Source organism: Mesobacillus subterraneus, from assembly GCF_023715485.1.
GTDB classification, from domain to species: Bacteria; Bacillota; Bacilli; order Bacillales; family Cytobacillaceae; genus Mesobacillus; species Mesobacillus subterraneus_B.
The window spans coordinates 61199-78193 of the sequence record NZ_JAMBOF010000011.1; the positions used below are offsets into that span (position 1 = coordinate 61199).

Annotated in this window: 17 protein-coding genes; 12 read left to right on the forward strand and 5 right to left on the reverse strand. The window is 42.6% G+C overall.

Annotated features, from left to right (window positions below; all coding sequences use genetic code 11):
- Positions 1–42: 42 nt before the first annotated feature.
- Positions 43–291 carry a hypothetical protein gene (locus M3204_RS16205; RefSeq protein ID WP_251483882.1) on the reverse strand — a complete coding sequence of 83 codons (249 nt, stop codon included), beginning with the start codon at positions 289–291 and terminating at the stop codon, positions 43–45.
- A gap of 104 nt (positions 292–395) precedes the next feature.
- Between M3204_RS16205 and M3204_RS16210 the strand changes: the two genes are divergently transcribed.
- Positions 396–1112, forward strand: a complete 717-nt coding sequence (locus tag M3204_RS16210; RefSeq protein WP_251483885.1) for a pseudouridine synthase — start codon at positions 396–398, stop codon at positions 1110–1112.
- 193 nt (positions 1113–1305) lie between these two features.
- On the opposite strand, the gene M3204_RS16215 is transcribed toward M3204_RS16210, so the two are convergent.
- The gene (locus M3204_RS16215) at positions 1306–1527 is read right to left on the reverse strand and encodes a DeoR family transcriptional regulator (protein ID WP_207500860.1); all 222 of its coding nucleotides are present in this window, start codon (positions 1525–1527) and stop codon (positions 1306–1308) included.
- A 512-nt stretch (positions 1528–2039) separates the two neighbouring features.
- On the opposite strand from M3204_RS16215, the gene pepV reads away from it, so the two are divergent.
- The 3 genes from pepV (at position 2040) to speD (ending at position 5465) form a co-directional block, all read left to right on the forward strand.
- Positions 2040–3455, forward strand: a complete 1416-nt coding sequence (pepV, locus tag M3204_RS16220) for a dipeptidase PepV (protein ID WP_251483901.1) — start codon at positions 2040–2042, stop codon at positions 3453–3455.
- 36 nt (positions 3456–3491) lie between these two features.
- Entirely contained in the window at positions 3492–4346 is an 855-nt protein-coding gene (gene dat, locus M3204_RS16225; RefSeq protein ID WP_251483903.1) for a D-amino-acid transaminase, read from the forward strand.
- 270 nt (positions 4347–4616) lie between these two features.
- Positions 4617–5465 carry an adenosylmethionine decarboxylase gene (gene speD, locus M3204_RS16230; RefSeq protein ID WP_251483905.1) on the forward strand — a complete coding sequence of 283 codons (849 nt, stop codon included), beginning with the start codon at positions 4617–4619 and terminating at the stop codon, positions 5463–5465.
- A 99-nt stretch (positions 5466–5564) separates the two neighbouring features.
- On the opposite strand, the gene cysK is transcribed toward speD, so the two are convergent.
- The gene (gene cysK / locus M3204_RS16235; RefSeq protein ID WP_251483909.1) at positions 5565–6503 is read right to left on the reverse strand and encodes a cysteine synthase A; all 939 of its coding nucleotides are present in this window, start codon (positions 6501–6503) and stop codon (positions 5565–5567) included.
- Positions 6504–6854: 351 nt separating this feature from the next.
- Here cysK and thpR point away from each other — a divergent pair, with 351 nt between their 5' ends.
- From thpR to M3204_RS16260, 5 genes are all read left to right on the forward strand, one after another.
- Complete coding sequence (thpR, locus tag M3204_RS16240; RefSeq protein ID WP_251483912.1) at positions 6855–7436, forward strand: RNA 2',3'-cyclic phosphodiesterase; 582 nt, start codon at positions 6855–6857, stop codon at positions 7434–7436.
- 31 nt (positions 7437–7467) lie between these two features.
- Positions 7468–8442 carry an NERD domain-containing protein gene (locus M3204_RS16245; protein WP_251483914.1) on the forward strand — a complete coding sequence of 325 codons (975 nt, stop codon included), beginning with the start codon at positions 7468–7470 and terminating at the stop codon, positions 8440–8442.
- A 101-nt stretch (positions 8443–8543) separates the two neighbouring features.
- Positions 8544–9524: a diacylglycerol/lipid kinase family protein gene (locus tag M3204_RS16250; RefSeq protein ID WP_251483917.1), complete on the forward strand. Its 981-nt coding sequence runs from the start codon at positions 8544–8546 to the stop codon at positions 9522–9524.
- Complete coding sequence (gene pulA / locus M3204_RS16255; RefSeq protein WP_251483919.1) at positions 9511–11661, forward strand: type I pullulanase; 2151 nt, start codon at positions 9511–9513, stop codon at positions 11659–11661. Before M3204_RS16250 ends, pulA begins: the two co-directional genes overlap by 14 nt.
- Positions 11662–12048: 387 nt before the next feature.
- A complete protein-coding gene (locus M3204_RS16260; RefSeq protein ID WP_251483922.1) occupies positions 12049–12822 on the forward strand; it encodes a phosphotransferase family protein in 774 nt (257 codons plus the stop codon).
- A gap of 9 nt (positions 12823–12831) precedes the next feature.
- On the opposite strand, the gene M3204_RS16265 is transcribed toward M3204_RS16260, so the two are convergent.
- Positions 12832–13110 carry a YtzH-like family protein gene (locus M3204_RS16265; protein WP_251483925.1) on the reverse strand — a complete coding sequence of 93 codons (279 nt, stop codon included), beginning with the start codon at positions 13108–13110 and terminating at the stop codon, positions 12832–12834.
- Positions 13111–13269: 159 nt separating this feature from the next.
- On the opposite strand from M3204_RS16265, the gene trmB reads away from it, so the two are divergent.
- The gene (trmB, locus tag M3204_RS16270) at positions 13270–13914 is read left to right on the forward strand and encodes a tRNA (guanosine(46)-N7)-methyltransferase TrmB (RefSeq protein ID WP_251483928.1); all 645 of its coding nucleotides are present in this window, start codon (positions 13270–13272) and stop codon (positions 13912–13914) included.
- 350 nt (positions 13915–14264) lie between these two features.
- Positions 14265–15104: a YtnP family quorum-quenching lactonase gene (locus tag M3204_RS16275; RefSeq protein ID WP_251483932.1), complete on the forward strand. Its 840-nt coding sequence runs from the start codon at positions 14265–14267 to the stop codon at positions 15102–15104.
- Between the two features lie 25 nt (positions 15105–15129).
- Here M3204_RS16275 and M3204_RS16280 read toward each other — a convergent pair whose 3' ends face one another.
- Positions 15130–15444 (reverse strand): PepSY domain-containing protein, encoded by a 315-nt coding sequence (locus M3204_RS16280; protein WP_251483947.1) that lies wholly within the window; start codon positions 15442–15444, stop codon positions 15130–15132.
- Positions 15445–15880: 436 nt separating this feature from the next.
- On the opposite strand from M3204_RS16280, the gene M3204_RS16285 reads away from it, so the two are divergent.
- Positions 15881–16954: a M42 family metallopeptidase gene (locus M3204_RS16285; protein WP_251483950.1), complete on the forward strand. Its 1074-nt coding sequence runs from the start codon at positions 15881–15883 to the stop codon at positions 16952–16954.
- The last annotated feature ends 41 nt before the right edge of the window (positions 16955–16995 follow it).

A 16995-nucleotide genomic window follows, 5' to 3' on the forward strand; every position in this document is an offset into this window, starting at 1 on the left:
AGGAATGGCCTTCTTTCAAGAAGGCCATTTTCTACATAGCAATTAATAATAAAACTGCTGGTCATTGTCCCGGATGTTCAGGCGGCGTTCAATCCTGTCTACTCTCCGCTCAAGGCGGTCCAGTTGATTGCTCAGTCTTTGAACCTGTCGTTCCAGGCGATCGAGCCTTTGGTCAAATTGGCCGCCACCACCGGGGAATCCTCCGCCAGGGAACCCTCCACCAGGAAAACCTCCCCCAGGCACACCTGGAAGCGGGATATACAAGCCCTGTCCTTGCTGTCGATAATTCATTAAGGTCATCTCCTCATGATCTAATGTAAAGTATGATATTAGTCTATGTATCAAAGCGGTAATTGGAATGGGCAGCAGCCCAATAGAATAAGGGAGGTTCACGAATGAGAATTGATAAAGTGCTTTCCAACCTTGGTTATGGAAGCAGGAAAGATGTGAAGAAACTTTTAAAGGACGGCGCTGTCAAGGTGAATAACGTCATCGTTAAAGATGCGAAGCAGCATGTCGATCCTGAAAAAGATACAGTGACATTGAATGGGGAAGAAATTCAGTACAGGGAATTTATTTATTTGATGATGAACAAGCCGCCAGGAGTTATTTCGGCTACAGAAGACAATCGCGATGAAACGGTAATCGATTTGCTTGGAGTCGAGGATTTGGTATTTGAACCGTTTCCAGTTGGCAGGCTTGATAAGGATACAGAGGGGCTATTGCTGATCACAAATGATGGCCAGCTTTCACACAGGCTGTTATCGCCGAAGAAACATGTCCCTAAAACTTATTTTGCCGTGATTGATGGGGAAGTCACTGAAGAAGATATCGAAGCTTTCAGAAGCGGCGTCACCCTTGACGACGGCTATGAAACAAAGCCTGGGGAGCTTGTCATTTTAAAATCAGGGCTGACCTCTGATATTGAACTGACGATCACTGAAGGAAAATTCCATCAGGTAAAAAGGATGTTCCAGGCTGTCGGTAAAAGAGTCATATACCTGAAGCGGCTATCAATGGGGCCGCTCAAGCTTGATGAAACGCTCGAGCTCGGCGAATACAGGGAGCTGACTGATGAAGAATTGGAAATGCTGACAACATATGAAGTCTAAAAAAGAAATCGCCGAGATGAGCTCAGGCGATTTCTTTTTAGCTTAGCAAGCGCTAATTAAATATGAGTATTGGCCAGCTCCAGCGCCTAGCCCCTCGAGTCGTTTCGGTCCGCCCGATGAAGTCAAAGAACGACTTCACCGGTCGGCCCTCCAACGCTTGTCGGGGCTGACCAAGGCGCTTCCGCTTTTCTAATTAAGATGACATTTTTACTTTTTTCTGGGTTGTTGTCCATTTACCTCGGCTCGGACTCTTCACTAAGTCGTTATAAGCCAGGACATTCAAATCCCTCTGGATGGTTCGAGGAGTAATGCCGAATTCCTCTACAAGATCTTGAGTTGTGACAGTACCATTCTGACAAATGAACATGTAGATGGATTTGATGCGGTTTATCATCCGGTTAGTCGAAGGTTTCAAACAACCACTCCCTATCCTTTTTTAAACCCCTTGTCATTTTCTGCAACCGACAACTGATTGAAGACGAATCCTCAAGTATGTAGTTTTCTTCTTTCCAGACAGCTCCTTTAGCGTCCATTTTTAAAGGTAGTCATAGGATGTCTTACCTTTTGGACTATTTTACACTTTAATAAAATAAAATTCCAGATAATTCACTGTATTTTATAAAAATTTAACATTTAACTTAGTAAGTTCCTCCTCCCTAATTGTTTATATACTTAACGATATGGCTTTATACGGGCTAATTATGACATTTATCAGAAATTTAAGAAAAAATATTCGCAATTTTCAGTCTTGCTGCGGAGTTTACGAAAAGAACGAATAAGGAGTAAAATAAATTCAAGTTTCCAAAGGAGATAGTAGTGGGATTTGAGGTACAATAATTACGTCGTTTCTGCTTAAGTATTCTCGAAGAGGGAAAAGCATTGTAAGAGAACAATTATACATATTAAATCAATATAGGAGGAATAGTTATGACTTCGATCCAGTGGATGAAGGAAGTAGACAAAAGAGAGGCTGATTTGTTAAAAGACGCCCAGGAACTCCTGAAAATTAAAAGTGTGCTTGATGAAGAAAATACAACCCCTGAAGCACCTCTTGGAGAAGGTGTTAAGGAAGCGTTGGATTTTCTTTTGCAACTGGGTGAAAAGGATGGATTCACTGCCAAAAATGTCGGCAACCTTGCTGGCCATCTAGAGTTTGGACAGGGCGAAGAGATCGTGGGGATTCTCTGTCATGTCGATGTTGTTCCAGAAGGAGACGGGTGGATTAGTGATCCGTTTGGAGCTGAAATCCGTGATGGGAAAATCTTTGCCCGCGGCGCAATCGATGACAAAGGGCCGACCATGGCTGCGTATTATGCAATGAAAATCGTTAAGGAATTGGGCTTGCCGCTCAACAAGCGTGTGAGGATGATTATTGGCACAGATGAAGAAAGCAATTGGCGCTGTGTTGACCATTACTTTGAGCATGAAGAAATGCCTGCGATGGGGTTTGCTCCTGATGCTGATTTCCCGATTATCTACGCTGAAAAAGGCATCGCAGATTATGATTTGGTTATTAAACCTGCAGGAACTGAAAAAGAAAGCTATGATGCGGAGGTTATTGAATTTTCGTCAGGCCGCCGCTATAACATGGTTCCTGACTTTGCCAAAGCAGCGCTTGCAGTCCATCAAGGGCAAACAGATATTGTGCAGCGTTTCGAGGATTTTAAAAGGCAAAATGAACTTGAAGGCAAGGCGGTCGTAGAAAGCGGCAAACTGATCCTTGAGCTTGAAGGAGTATCCGCTCATGGGATGGAACCGGATAATGGCAAAAACGCCGGCCTTTATATGGCTACTTTCCTTTCCCAACTGAACCTTGACGGGGACAGTGATAAATTCTTTCAATTTGTGGCCAAGTACTTATGCAAGGATTCACGCGGCAGGGAATTGGGCATCGCCTATACCGATGACATCACAGGAGACTTAACGGTCAATGTTGGCAAGCTTTCCTATACACGTGAAGGCGGCGGACGAGCAGGATTGAACATGCGTTATCCAGTAACAACGAAACTCGAAAAGACGAAAGGAATTCTGAATCAACTTTTAGAGACTGAAGAGTTTGTGATTGAAAATTTCTCTAACTCCAACCCTCATCATGTTGATGAAAAAGACTTCCTTGTCCAGACCCTGAAAAAGGTATACGAAGAGCAGACAGGTGAAAAAGCGGAATTAATCTCCATTGGCGGCGGCACGTATGCAAGGTCTTTGAAATCCGGGGTTGCTTTTGGTCCGTTATTCCCTGGAAGACCGGATATTGCGCACCAAAAGGATGAATACATGATCATTGAAGATCTTCTCAAAGCTACCGCTATTTACGCGCAGGCAATTTACGAATTGGCAAAATAACATAAGGTTTTTACCGGCATTTAAGGAGGAAATAAGATGGAATATGTAATCGTAGATGACCAAGTCATGGACAGGTCCACTGCCAAGGTCGACATTGAGGACAGGGGCTATCAGTTTGGTGATGGTGTTTATGAAGTGATCCGGGTTTATAACGGTAAAATGTTCACCGGTAAGGAGCACTTAAAGCGTCTTGTGGAAAGCGCAGAGAAAATCAGGATGAAGCTTCCATACAGTCCGGAAGAGCTGGAAGGCAAGATGGAAGAGCTGATTGCCAAAAATGAATTACAGACGGGTACGGTCTACATGCAATTCACGAGGGGAACATCACCGCGGAACCATGTTTTTCCGGGCAATGGAGTTGCGCCAACATTTGTGGCGTATACCCGGAATGTCGCACGTCCGGAGGAATCGATGGAAAAGGGAGTCCGGGCAATCCTTGATGAAGATATCCGCTGGCTGCGCTGTGATATTAAAAGCTTGAATCTGCTTGGCAATTTGCTTTCAAAGCAAAAGGCAGCCGAGGCTGGCTGCTTTGAAGCCATCCTGCACCGGGGGGAAACCGTTACAGAAGGCAGCCATTCCAATATATCGATCATCAAAGATGGTGTGATCATAACCCATCCTGCAGATAACCATATCCTGAACGGAATTACGAGACAGAAGGTTCTTGAAATTTGCGGAAAAGAACAAATCGCATTTGAAGAAAGAGCCTATACAGTTGAAGAACTGAATGCTGCTGATGAAGTTTTTTCATCGGGAACAACAGTTGAAGTAATGCCGGTTGTGGAGATCGAAGGTAAGCCAGTAGGAAATGGTGAGCCTGGAACAGTCACAAGAAACCTGCAAAAGCTGTTTAAAGCAGAAATTGAAAGCCAGTGCGGCAAAATATAACTTTTAACCTGCAGTTTTGTTACTGCAGGTTTATTTTTTGTTGGTGAGACAAAAAACGAAACAATTCGTGATAAAAGAGAAACAAACAAGGCTCTTTGTTTTTTCTTGGCAGGAATGGGTATCATAAAAATATTTAAATCAACAGGATACCTGCTTTTGTTCAATAAGGCTTACTGCTTTAATCTCAAAAGTAAAAGATCGTTTTTGGAATTTTTACGAGCCTTCAATAAAGACAAAACACAGCAGAATACCGGAACAGGGGGAACACAGATGAAATTCACACCAGCACAGCATATCGAATTGCATGGTTTTAACAATCTGACAAAATCACTAAGCTTTAATATGTATGACATTTGTTATACGAAAACAAAAGAAGAGCGTGAAGCTTATCTTGAATATATTGATGAACAGTATAATGCCGACCGGCTGACGAAAATTCTCACGCATGTTTCTGATATTATCGGGGCGCACGTACTGAATGTGGCCAAGCAGGATTATGTCCCACAGGGGGCAAGTGTGACAATTCTCGTTTCAGAAGGGCCAGTTGTTGAAGTGCCTGATGAAGCCTATGATGAATCGCCAGGTCCACTGCCTAATAATGTTGTTTTGCAGCTGGATAAAAGCCATATTACTGTTCATACGTATCCGGAATTCCATCCGGATGAAGGAATCAGTACATTCAGGGCCGATATCGATGTTTCGACTTGCGGGGAAATTTCGCCGCTGAAGGCATTGAATTATTTGATTCATTCATTCGAGACCGATGTCATGACTATTGATTATAGGGTAAGAGGGTTCACAAGGGATAAGGATGGGAACAAATTATTCATTGATCATGATATCAGCTCAATCCAAAATTATATCCCAGAGAATGTGAAAAGTGAATTCGATATGGTCGATGTAAATGTCTATCAGGAAAACATCTTTCATACAAAGTGCAAGTTGAAGGAATTCGATTTGAATAATTACCTTTTCGGTTATACAAAAGAATCATTATCTCCTGAAGAACGGGAAGAAATCACCGAAAGGATCCAGGCCGAAATGGAAGAAATCGTCTCCGGCATTACACTGCATTCCGGAACCATTTTTGAGGATGAAGAAGTGGAAAGGGAAGAATAGGGTTTAATAAGGACTGTGGCTGAACAATTCCTTTTTCTATACGAGTAAAAGTAAACCAAAAGGAACTCGCCAATGGCCAGTTCCTTTCTCTATCTAACCTTATTGCTCCTCGAACGTGAACAAATCACTCGAAAGATATCTTTCCCCAGTGTCACAGGCGATGCAGATGACTACTTCCTCAGGCTTCAGCTGCTTCGCGACATTGATGGCTGCAAAGGCTGCGGCACCTGATGATGGGCCGACCAGTATGCCTTCTTCTTTTGCCAGTCTTCGTGCGGTTTCATACGCATCCTCATCTTCGATTTTATGGATCTTTTCATAGACGTCCTGATTAAGGATTTCTGGGATGAAACCTGGACTAGTTCCGACGAGCTTATGTTTTCCTGGCTTTCCGCCAGATAGGACTGGTGAACCAGCTGGTTCCACTACATGGACCGCAATCTCAGGATATTCTTCTTTAAGTGCTTCACCTGTGCCCGTAATCGTCCCGCCAGTGCCGGCTGTTGCAACAAAAGCGCTGAGAGGCTTATTTAACTCTTTCATCGCTTCGATGATTTCTTTTGCTGTGGATTTTCTGTGAGCATCTGGATTAGCATCGTTTTCAAATTGCATAGGCATGAAGCTGTCGGGAATTTCTTTTAACAGCTCTTCTGCTTTTTTGATTGCACCAGGCATTTTTTCATCTCCAGGTGTGAGGACTACATCAGCACCGTATGCCTTCAACAGGTTGATTCTTTCGATTGTCATCGTATCTGGCATGACAAGGATCGCCTTATAGCCTCTTGCCGCGGCGTTCATCGCCAATCCGATGCCAGTATTTCCGCTCGTTGGTTCAATGATGGTTGAACCTGGTTTAAGTTTTCCTTCATTTTCTGCTGAAACAATCATGTTGAACGCAGCTCTGTCTTTTACGCTTTTACTTGGGTTGAAGTATTCAAGCTTTAGGTATACAGAAGCACCACCCTCAGGTGCCAGACGGTTTAATTTTACAAGGGGTGTTTCCCCGATTAATGAAGCGATATTATTGACGACTTTCATGGCAATTGCCTCCTCGAGAATGGTTCATAAGCAATAGTATTTACAAAACGTTGCTTTTACATATATGAACATGATTTCTTTCCGTATTAATGAAGATTCCTAAATGATTGAATTCGAGAAAATCAGTATAAATGCTGAAGCTTGCGATAATGGAATTGTAACAGAATAAGAACCTAATGGTGAATAATTGATTAAATGCGAATGGAAAATAACGTTAGCTCCTATTATCATATAAAAAAAGACTATTCCTATCAACTTGTAAGGATTAAATCTTATTAAGGAAAATCTGCCAATATTACCTGCCATTTGCTACAATAAATTCAATGGATCCAGAAAGGGTGTACTGAAGCTATGGAGCAGCATACACATTTTTTCTATGCTTTGGAATTGCCGGAGGAGATCAAAGACATACTCGAGGGTGCAGCATTAAAACTAAAAGCAGCGCTGCCTTTTAAAACCTGGGTTCATCCTCAGGATTTACATATAACCCTGGCATTCTTAGGGAATGCGGAGGGCTCTAAAATGGAGGCATCCAATCAACTGATAGAGTCAGCCTTGAGAATGCATTCCGTGTTTGACTTGCACATCGACCATTTAGGCATTTTCGGCCGCAATGATACACCGCGGATTTTTTGGGCGGGACTTGAGGATTCCTCGAACCTGAAGGAAGTGAGGAATGATGTCTTTTCAGCATGCCAGGCTTCCGGTTTCTCACTCGAAACACGCCCGTTCAGCCCGCATATCACGTTGGCAAGAAAATGGGCAGGTGAATTCCCTTTTACATATAAACAGCTAGAAGAGCTGAATCCCTTAAAGAGTGAAAAAATCACATTTAATGCAGAGAGGGTCGTTTTGTACAAGACTCATCTGGGGAAAAGTCCAAAATACGAACCAATTAAAATATTCCCTCTTGCAGCCCATTCCATGATGTAAATGGGCTACAGGATTAAAGGCAGGTCAATCTATGGCACAATTAATAAAACTTCAAGATTATGTATCGCGTTATGCCCAGGATATTTACCTCTATCCTTCAAGATATGTCCGGCTGAAAAAAAAGCAATGGGAAGGCTTGAAGGAGAAGTGGGAAAATGGTCCGGTCCAGCCTGTCGAACTCAGCAGCTACAATCAAATAGATGAACAGCCTAACACTATTTTTCAGAAATTAAAAAGTATAGTCAGACAACCGGAATCACCAGAAGGAGCAATCAGACGGGAAACCATCCCGATACAGGATGATGACCAGGATACGATGATTGATGGACGTGCTGTTAATTTGATCAGCAGTATAAAAACAATAGACGAACTGAAGCAGCATTTCCTTGATCAGCTGCTGCCATTCCAGCTGAAATGGGCGAGTTCAACGTTGACTGGGAGATCATTTGTAGCAAAAGAATTCTCCTATGACCAGACGCTGAAATTTCTGCTCCAGCGTTTTCCTGATACGTTCCTAATTTTATATAAACCTATATTTTTGCTAAAAAAAGCTCCAGTAGAGGCTGAACTGATTTTTATTACTCCTGCCTCTGCTATTTGCGTCTCTTTTTTAGAGGAGGAAGATGACGCGGTTTTCGTCGGGTCCAAGGAACGCTTTTGGCTCAAGAAAACAAGGAATAAGGAAATGAAGATTTTGAATCCGCTGATTGCGTTAAACAGGACTGAAAAGATTGTAAAAACTCTTTTTGATATGTACGGTGTAGATCTTCCTGTGCAAAAAATACTGTTGAGCCGGAATGGGTTTATCGATTATCCACTGCCGCCATTTGGCGTGCAGTTTATCGAAAAAAGGAATTTTGAGGATTGGTTCATGGCGCTAAGAGGAATGAAATCCCCGTTAAAGCATATGCAATTAAAAGCGGCCCAGGTTCTTCTTCAATATTGCCAGACAACCTCTGTCAGAAGACTGGAATGGGAAAATAGTCCGGATAACCAAAATGAATAGGAGCAGCAAAGTTAACGAATAGCTTTAAAATAGACTAACATTTGATGTAAAAGTATCAATGGTACGACAAGGACCTAATAAAAGAGATAAAGGTTGATCATATGGAAAAAATCTATTTTGTCGTCAATCCTAAGGCGAAAAATGGGAGCTGCCGGGAGATATGGAGAAACATAGAGAATGAACTGAAAAACATGGAGATATCTTTTCTTGCTTTTTTTACAGAGTACCCCGGGCATACGAAAGAACTTGCAGAGTCAATAGCGCGCAAGGCGAATGGCATCTCAATTGTGATTGCCGCCGTCGGAGGGGACGGGACTCTTCATGAAGTGGTGAATGGTACGGCCAATTATCCCAATGTGACGGTCGGTTTCATCCCTGGCGGATCTGGGAATGACTTCTCAAGAGGCTTTCATATTCCGAAAAAGTCCATTGACGCGCTTCGGTTATTAATCGAAAAAAATAAAAAGCAAACAACGAGAATTGACATTGGAAAAATTCAGCACAATGAATTACAGGAAACATACTTTATGAATAATATGGGTGTAGGCTTTGATGCAGTTGTGGCAAAAGAGTCGAACGAGTCTGATATGAAGAGGCTTCTTAACCAAATTTCGCTAGGCAGGCTGGTCTACGTTTACATCCTGATCAAGAAACTGCTCACCTTCCGCTGCGTTCCGATTGAATTATCTATCGACGGGAAAGATTACAGATACAAATCTGCCTGGTTTGTGACCGTTTCGAACCAGCCATACTACGGAGGCGGCATGAAGATTGCACCAGATGCTTTGCCTGATGATGGCCTTCTCGATGTGACTGTCGTGCATGATCTTTCAAGATGGAAGCTGCTGGTGGTTTTCATCAGTGTCTTCTGGGGAAAGCATACGGTATTCAAGGAAGTTGAGCAATTCAAAGGGAAGTATATCTCGATTAGGTCGAATGATGAGGTTTTAACCCATGCAGATGGAGAAGTAATCGGGCATACACCTTTAAAAGTCCAGGCGTGTCCAAAAGCCTTAAATATTTTCTCAGGGAAAAACACTGAAGGGCATACCGAGGAGTTGAAAATAGATGATTGCCATTGAACGGAAGTTTAACGCCTATCTAGATCAAGTGAATCTTGTTACCATATTGCTTCCATATTCATATTTTGAAGGAGTTTCAAACGAATTCAGGTTAATAGGAGAAGGCGTTGATTTGCCATTGGCAATTGAGGATAAAGTTTTCCTTGAGCATGCTGTAAAATATATTTGCAAATCGAGCGTGACGCCTGTAATAGGGAAGCAGTATATTGTCACTGATGACCATGGCGGAGAGACGGACTTACAGATTGGGGCCGTGATCCGCACCGAAGAGTTTGACCAATTATTCTTTTATGGGGGCAATGACCTTGGAGTGAACTATTCACCGGGGAGCAGTGCTTTTAAATTGTGGGCACCTACAGCATCGAAAGTAAAGCTTAAGTTGTTTAAGGGCGATGAACAAAGCCTTGAACTTATAAATATGAAGCGTATGCATAATGGTGTCTGGAACATTGAGGTCGAACGGGACCTTGAATTGTATCGCTATTCATTCTTAGTTTGCATCAATCTTGAATGGAGAGAAGCAGCAGATCCTTATACGGTGGCCCTTACTGCTAATGGAGAGTATGGCGTGATCATAGATCCTGGAAAAACGCATGTATCCAGGGTTTCTCCCCCGGCGTTTGAACGTGCTGTAGATGCCATCATTTACGAAACGCATATTAGGGATTTAACGATGCATCCGCATAGCGGATCATCCAACAAAGGAACCTACCTGGGTGCAGCTGAACTTGGAACCGCCAGCCCAAATGGAAATAATACAGGGCTTTCCTATATTAAAAATCTCGGTGTCACTCATATAGAACTTCTTCCGCTTCACGATTTTGAAGGCGTCGATGAGCTTGATAGGTGGAATTCCTATAATTGGGGCTATAATCCGGTCCATTTCAATGCACCTGATGGCAGTTATGCTACAGACCCTGAAGATCCCTATAATCGGATCATCGAGCTAAAACAGCTGATTTCCGTTATCCACGGAATTGAATTAAGAGTGATTATGGATGTTGTGTACAATCATGTGTTCATTCGTGAAGATTCACCTTTTGAAAAAATTGTACCAGGATATTATTTTCGCCATGACGAACATGGACTCCCATCCAATGGCACAGGGGTAGGAAACGACATCGCCTCTGAAAGGCTGATGGCAAGAAAGTTCATTATTGATTCCGTTTTATTTTGGTTGAAGGAATATCATATTGATGGGCTGCGATTCGATTTGATGGGTATCTTAGACGTCGAGACGATGGCGGCTGTCAGAGAGGCTGTTAATGCGGTTGACCCCAGCGTTCTAATCATAGGGGAAGGCTGGGACCTCAATACTCCTCTGACGCCGGATAGGAAGGCCAATATTGCCAACCAGGCAAAGCTTCCAGGAATAGGGCAATTCAATGATTGGTTCAGGGATTCGATAAAGGGCAGTACCTTTAACATCTATGATCGAGGGTATGCTTTAGGAAATGACAGGTACCTTGAAGCAGCGAAACAGGTATTGGCAGGCAGCGTCGGCATCGGGAAGCGAAAGAATGGCCTGTTCATGCAGCCGGCACAGTCTGTGAATTATATTGAATCGCACGATAACCATACACTGTGGGATAAGCTGAAGATCTGTGATCCCGACCAGGATGAGAAAGTATTGAAAAAGCAGCACAGGCTTGCGACTTCAATGGTTATAATCGCGCAGGGAATCCCGTTCCTGCATAGCGGTCAGGAATTTTTCAGGACAAAAGAAGGCATTGGCAACAGCTACCGCTCACCCGATGAAGTGAATTGGCTTGATTGGGACTTGCGCGATAAGAATCTGGCAAATGTCGATTACATTAAAGGAATCATTGACATTCGCAAAGCCAACCAGGCATTCAGACTCGCAGACAGTGAAAAAATCCGCAGGCATATGTCCTTTTTATCGCTGCCAGCACCGTTAATTGGTTTTTCTTTAGCGGAAATCAAGGATATTGGGCATTGGGAAAAAATATTGGTGTTCATCAATCCATCCCCTGCACAGCAGCTGGTGGAGTTCTCGGAAAGTGGCAGATGGAATGTTCTCGCTGACCATGAAAAAGCCTCTGTCAAACCTTTTCGACATATAGAAGGAGATAAGGTTCTGTTGGAGCCATTTTCTTTGTTTGTGGCAGCAATATAATTAGATTCCATATATGATAACTTTTTCACAATATTAAATTGGGCTTCATGGGGTTGACGTACGAAGCCTCTAGGAGATAAAATTTATAAGATAGCTATTGTGTGTATTTTTCTATCAATAGCTGTCTTTTTACTTTTAACAAAGTATTAAATTTTGAAATAAGACGAGTGTCCAGCTCCAGCGCCTAGCCCCTCGAGACGTTTCGGACCGTCCAATGAAGTCAAAAAGCGACTTCACTGGACGGTCCTCCAACGCTTGTCGGGGCTGAACAAGGCGCTTCCGCTTTTCTAATTTCCGATAATAAGAACAACAGTGAATTTATATTCTACAGAGACATTTCCGGTTTTTTAGCAGAATGGAAATAGTGATAAATGAAGGTGACTAACTTTGGAACATTTATTTGGACAGGATTGGGAAATTGTTCCTGCAGGCGGCGCAACTGGTGCTGCTTATTTTGCACAGCATGAAGAACAAAGGCTTTTTCTAAAACGTAATTCGTCCCCTTTTCTTGCTGTACTCTCCGCAGAAGGAATCGTACCCAAGCTTGTTTGGACTAAAAGGTTAGAAAACGGAGATGTAATAACGGCACAGCAATGGATGAACGGAAGAGAGCTTAAGCCCGGGGATATGAATGACGACAGGGTGGCCAAGCTTTTGAAAAAGATCCATGCGTCTGAACCGCTTCTTGGCATGCTTACAAGACTTGGAAAGAGTCCGCTGCAGCCCGGAATGATTCTTCAGGCTTTGAATGAGGAGCTGGATGAAGAGCTCCGTGCGAAACCTGCAGTGATAGAATCAATGAAGTTCCTGGCAGCAAACGTGGGCAATATTGACTTTGATGAGAAGGTTGTCTGCCATTGTGATGTAAACCATAACAACTGGCTGCTTACTGAAGACAACCAGTTGTATCTGATTGATTGGGATGGAGCGATGATCGCTGACCCAGCCATCGATCTTGGACTTCTTCTCTATTCCTACATACCGGTGGAGGAATGGGAGGATTGGCTGAATATGTATGGCATCAGCCTCACTGAGGACCTTAAGCAACGCATGAAATGGTATGCCTATGCACAGTCCCTATCCTCTATTCAGTGGCATAAAAACCAGAACCGCATCCCTGAGATGGAAAAATGGATTGAATTTTTAAAAGCACTTTTTTAAATTTTTTTATTATGAAAATTGGCCAATGTCATCTACCCATTGTGATAACTGACCTTGATTGGACTGGATATGCTGTTCCAAATCAGAGGTATTGATTCCGTTCTGGCTATACTGGTAAACGTCCTGCAAAATCGACTTTATATTGCCGTCAACATTCGTGTTGACCATCAATGATTTAATAAGGCGCTCCAACTGTTGATACTCTGCAACCGAACCGCAGCAGTCAGTCTGCTGGTTGCTTAATATATCCTTTAATAAATTTACCTGGTCATGGTGGCTTAAAGGCACACTGATCACCCTTTCATTTTAAAAGGAATTCACCTTTATAGTGTGGATTCCTTTTTGTGTTTATACATGATGAGAGCTGCAACAATAAATTTCATCTTGAAAACATATGGGTTGCATGATATTGTTTGAAACGAATGAAAATAGTACAGAGGTGTAGGCATGAGATTAAGAAATAAGCCTTGGGCAAAAGATAAATTACAGCAATTTTCAAATTACGTCATCCATGAGCCAGAACAGTTTCGCGGCAAATGGGGAGAGGCGTTTGAAAAAAACCAGCCGGTCCACATTGAAATTGGAACCGGTAAAGGTCAATTCATTACAGGGATGGCTAAGGCAAATCCAGAAATTAATTATATCGGTATAGAACTGCAGGAAAGCGTCATTGTCAGTGCACTTGACAGGTTGATTGAAGCTGAGCTTCCTAACTGCAAGCTGATGAATGTTAATGGAGCAGAGCTGGCTAAATACTTCGCAAGCGGAGATGTAAGCCAAGTTTACTTGAACTTCTCGGATCCGTGGCCAAAAACCCGTCATGAGAAACGGAGATTGACTTTCAAATCCTTCCTGGAAGTATACGAATCCATCCTCGTGAAGAACGGCGAAATCCACTTCAAGACAGATAACCAGGGATTATTCGAATATTCACTGGTCAGCTTTTCACATTATGGCATGCTCCTGAAGTATGTAAGTCTTGATCTTCATAACAGTGATTACGAAGGAAATATCATGACTGAGTATGAGGAAAAGTTCTCCTCCAGAGGAAGCCGGATTTATCGTTGTGAAGTGCAATTTCAATCGAAATAAGCTGCTGAACCCGATCGATTTTATCAATCGGGGTTTTTTTATTAGAAAAAATTGGAAAATATTAAGGTTTTTTTCCAGTTCGCCAATAAAAAGTGAGTTTCGCCAATAAAGTGTAGAAATTCGCCAATAAAAGTTAATTTTCGCCAATAAAATGGTGAATTACGCCAATAAAAACGATTTATCGCCAATAAGTATTGGAACAGCTCGAATTGAGATAATTTCACCAGGTATTTTGAATGAATTTTTTAAAATAAGAATCTTTAGCAGATTTTAATCCTCATATAGCATCCGAATTATTTAAAAATTTGAAACACGAGTGTTACAATCAAAGAAAAAAGGGGGAATGGCATGTGGAAAAGCTGGAGCTAAAGAATGTTAAACTGTCATGGCTGAACGGCGGGGTCACTCATCTTGATGGCGGCGCCATGTTTGGGGTTGTCCCGAAACCTCTCTGGTCAAGAAAGTACGGAGTAAATGAAAATAATCAGATCGAGCTGAGGACAGATCCGATTTTGATCCAGGCAGAGGGGAAGAATTTCCTGGTTGAAAGCGGCATGGGGAATGGCAAACTGAATGAAAAGCAAAAGCGGAATTTTGGTGTTCTTGAGGAATCGAGCATTGAGTCTGACCTGAAAGAACTGGATTTAAAGCCGGAAGATATTGACTACGTTTTGATGACCCATATGCATTTTGATCATGCCTGCGGATTGACTAAGGATGTGAATGGCGAACTTGTATCTGTTTTTCCAAATGCTAAAATCGTCACTTCCCAGATTGAATGGGATGAAATGCGAAACCCGAATATCCGATCAAAAAGTACATACTGGAAAGAAAATTGGCAGGGAATCGAACAGCAGGTGGAAGCTTTTGAAAAAGAATGGTCACTTGGCCCAATCAAAATGGTCCACACCGGCGGCCACAGCGACGGTCATTCCATCATGATTATTGAGGATGATGGTAAGACTATTGTCCACATGGCTGACATCATGCCAACACATGCCCACCAAAACCCATTATGGGTAATGGCTTACGATGATTTTCCAATGGATTCAATCAGTGAAAAACAAAAGTGGCTCGAGTATGGAATCAGCAAGGATGCCTGGTTTACTTTTTACCATGATGCAGTTTACCGTGCAGTCAAGTTCGACAACGATGGAAGGATAAAAGAAACGATCGATAGAAAGAAATAAAAAAATAGACCTGCATCAGCAGGTCTTATTTTAAAGGATATGCATCGAGAATGGCACCAGTTGAAGCATCGGCGATAAATTCATATTGTTCGACCTTTCCATCAACGTTTCGTGAAATTCCGCCCTTGTATACCTGGTATTCGATTGGCGGCTTAGAATATGACTCTGCATTCATATTGATCCATGAGCCGCTGATTGGTCCTGATTTTTTAAACGCTGCTTTTGCGTGATTCAGCACTCTGTCAGCTGAGACGGTTTCTTGTTGGGAAGCAAGTTCCTTTACGGCATAAGCACCTGCCAGTCCGGCACCGACACCAATGAAAAAGGTTTTCCAGTTCATAGTCAAGGACCTCCAAGGTTATATATGGTTATCTTCATCATAACAAATCCGTCTGGTTGAGCAAAGAAATAATGCACGCGGCATTTTGACAGGCTGTATGAAACTTGACTGTTGATTTTTGCTCCAATTAACTATATAAAAGGCTGTTTTCGCTTAGAGTGTTGTCTTCCGAACAAAGTTTACATCCCGCATTTCTCTTGATTTCGAGCTCTTTTCGAGGAGCTCTCTGAATAGGGAATGCAGGATAACTCGTAAAAATCCCAAATGCCGATCTTTCTTTTGGTTGTAAAAGCAACAAAGTTTACGAAAAGAGCCTTATAAAAAAACATGAATGCCAGCATAAAGACTGGCAAGCATAATGAATGTTCTGTAAAATACATTGTATATATACATATTCTTTAGGAAATCTAAATTTTTGGTGAGAAGGAGCCGTAAAATGAATGAGCAAACATTAAGCCTTTTTAAGACATTGACTGAACTGCCGGGAGCACCGGGCAATGAGCATGCAGTCCGCAGCTTCATGAAGGAGCAATTAGGGCAGTACGCTGATGAACTGATCCAGGATAAATTGGGAAGTGTATTCGGAGTAAAGAAGGGCGATCCGAACGGCCCAAAAATCATGGTAGCAGGACATATGGATGAAGTCGGGTTCATGGTTACATCAATCACTAAAAATGGAATGATCAGATTCCAGACACTTGGCGGATGGTGGAGTCAGGTTTTACTTGCCCAGCGGGTTCAGATCATCACAAATAACGGCCCGATTACAGGCGTTATCGGCTCGATTCCTCCACATTTATTGGATGAATCCAAACGCAATAAACCGATGGAAATCAAGAATATGCTGATTGACATTGGAGCGGATGACAAAGAAGATGCAATCAAGCTCGGGATTAAACCCGGCCAGCAAATTGTTCCTATTTGTCCGTTCACCCCGATGGCAAATGAGAAAAAGATTCTTGCAAAAGCCTGGGATAACCGTTATGGCTGCGGACTGGCAATCGAATTGTTAAAAGAAACAAAAGATATCCAGCTGCCAAACATGCTTTATTCAGGGGCAACTGTTCAGGAGGAAGTCGGCTTGAGAGGCGCGCAGACGGCTGCCAATATGATCAACCCAGATATTTTCTTCGCGCTTGATGCAAGTCCGGCAAATGATATGTCTGGTGATAAAAATGAATTTGGCCAGCTTGGCAAAGGGACTTTATTAAGAATCCTTGACCGCTCAATGGTCACGCACCGAGGCATGAGAGAGTTCATCCTGGATATGGCTGAAACTCACAATATTCCATACCAGTATTTCGTGTCCCAGGGCGGCACGGACGCTGGAAGAGTGCACACTTCAAATGAAGGAGTGCCAAGTGCTGTAATCGGCATATGTTCCCGTTATATCCATACAGCTGCGTCAATGATTCATGTCGATGATTATGCTGCTGCCAAGGAATTGCTGGTCAAGCTTGTCAAAGCATGCGATAAGACAACGGTGGAGACAATTAAAAATAATAGCTAGTTAATTAAACTTAAAAAAGGCAGATGCCAACCTGCCTCTTT

Bases quoted from the DNA above. Each gene is read 5' to 3' on its own strand.
- thpR (WP_251483912.1), top strand. From the start codon at position 6,855: ATGGAGCAGCATACACATTTTTTCTATGCTTTGGAATTGCCGGAGGAG.
- trmB (WP_251483928.1), top strand. From the start codon at position 13,270: ATGAGATTAAGAAATAAGCCTTGGGCAAAAGATAAATTACAGCAATTT.
- M3204_RS16285 (WP_251483950.1), top strand. From the start codon at position 15,881: ATGAATGAGCAAACATTAAGCCTTTTTAAGACATTGACTGAACTGCCG.
- speD (WP_251483905.1), top strand. From the start codon at position 4,617: ATGAAATTCACACCAGCACAGCATATCGAATTGCATGGTTTTAACAAT.
- pulA (WP_251483919.1), top strand. From the start codon at position 9,511: ATGATTGCCATTGAACGGAAGTTTAACGCCTATCTAGATCAAGTGAAT.
- M3204_RS16205 (WP_251483882.1), bottom strand. From the start codon at position 291: ATGAATTATCGACAGCAAGGACAGGGCTTGTATATCCCGCTTCCAGGT.
- M3204_RS16280 (WP_251483947.1), bottom strand. From the start codon at position 15,444: ATGAACTGGAAAACCTTTTTCATTGGTGTCGGTGCCGGACTGGCAGGT.
- pepV (WP_251483901.1), top strand. From the start codon at position 2,040: ATGACTTCGATCCAGTGGATGAAGGAAGTAGACAAAAGAGAGGCTGAT.
- M3204_RS16250 (WP_251483917.1), top strand. From the start codon at position 8,544: ATGGAAAAAATCTATTTTGTCGTCAATCCTAAGGCGAAAAATGGGAGC.
- cysK (WP_251483909.1), bottom strand. From the start codon at position 6,503: ATGAAAGTCGTCAATAATATCGCTTCATTAATCGGGGAAACACCCCTT.
- M3204_RS16210 (WP_251483885.1), top strand. From the start codon at position 396: ATGAGAATTGATAAAGTGCTTTCCAACCTTGGTTATGGAAGCAGGAAA.
- dat (WP_251483903.1), top strand. From the start codon at position 3,492: ATGGAATATGTAATCGTAGATGACCAAGTCATGGACAGGTCCACTGCC.
- M3204_RS16245 (WP_251483914.1), top strand. From the start codon at position 7,468: ATGGCACAATTAATAAAACTTCAAGATTATGTATCGCGTTATGCCCAG.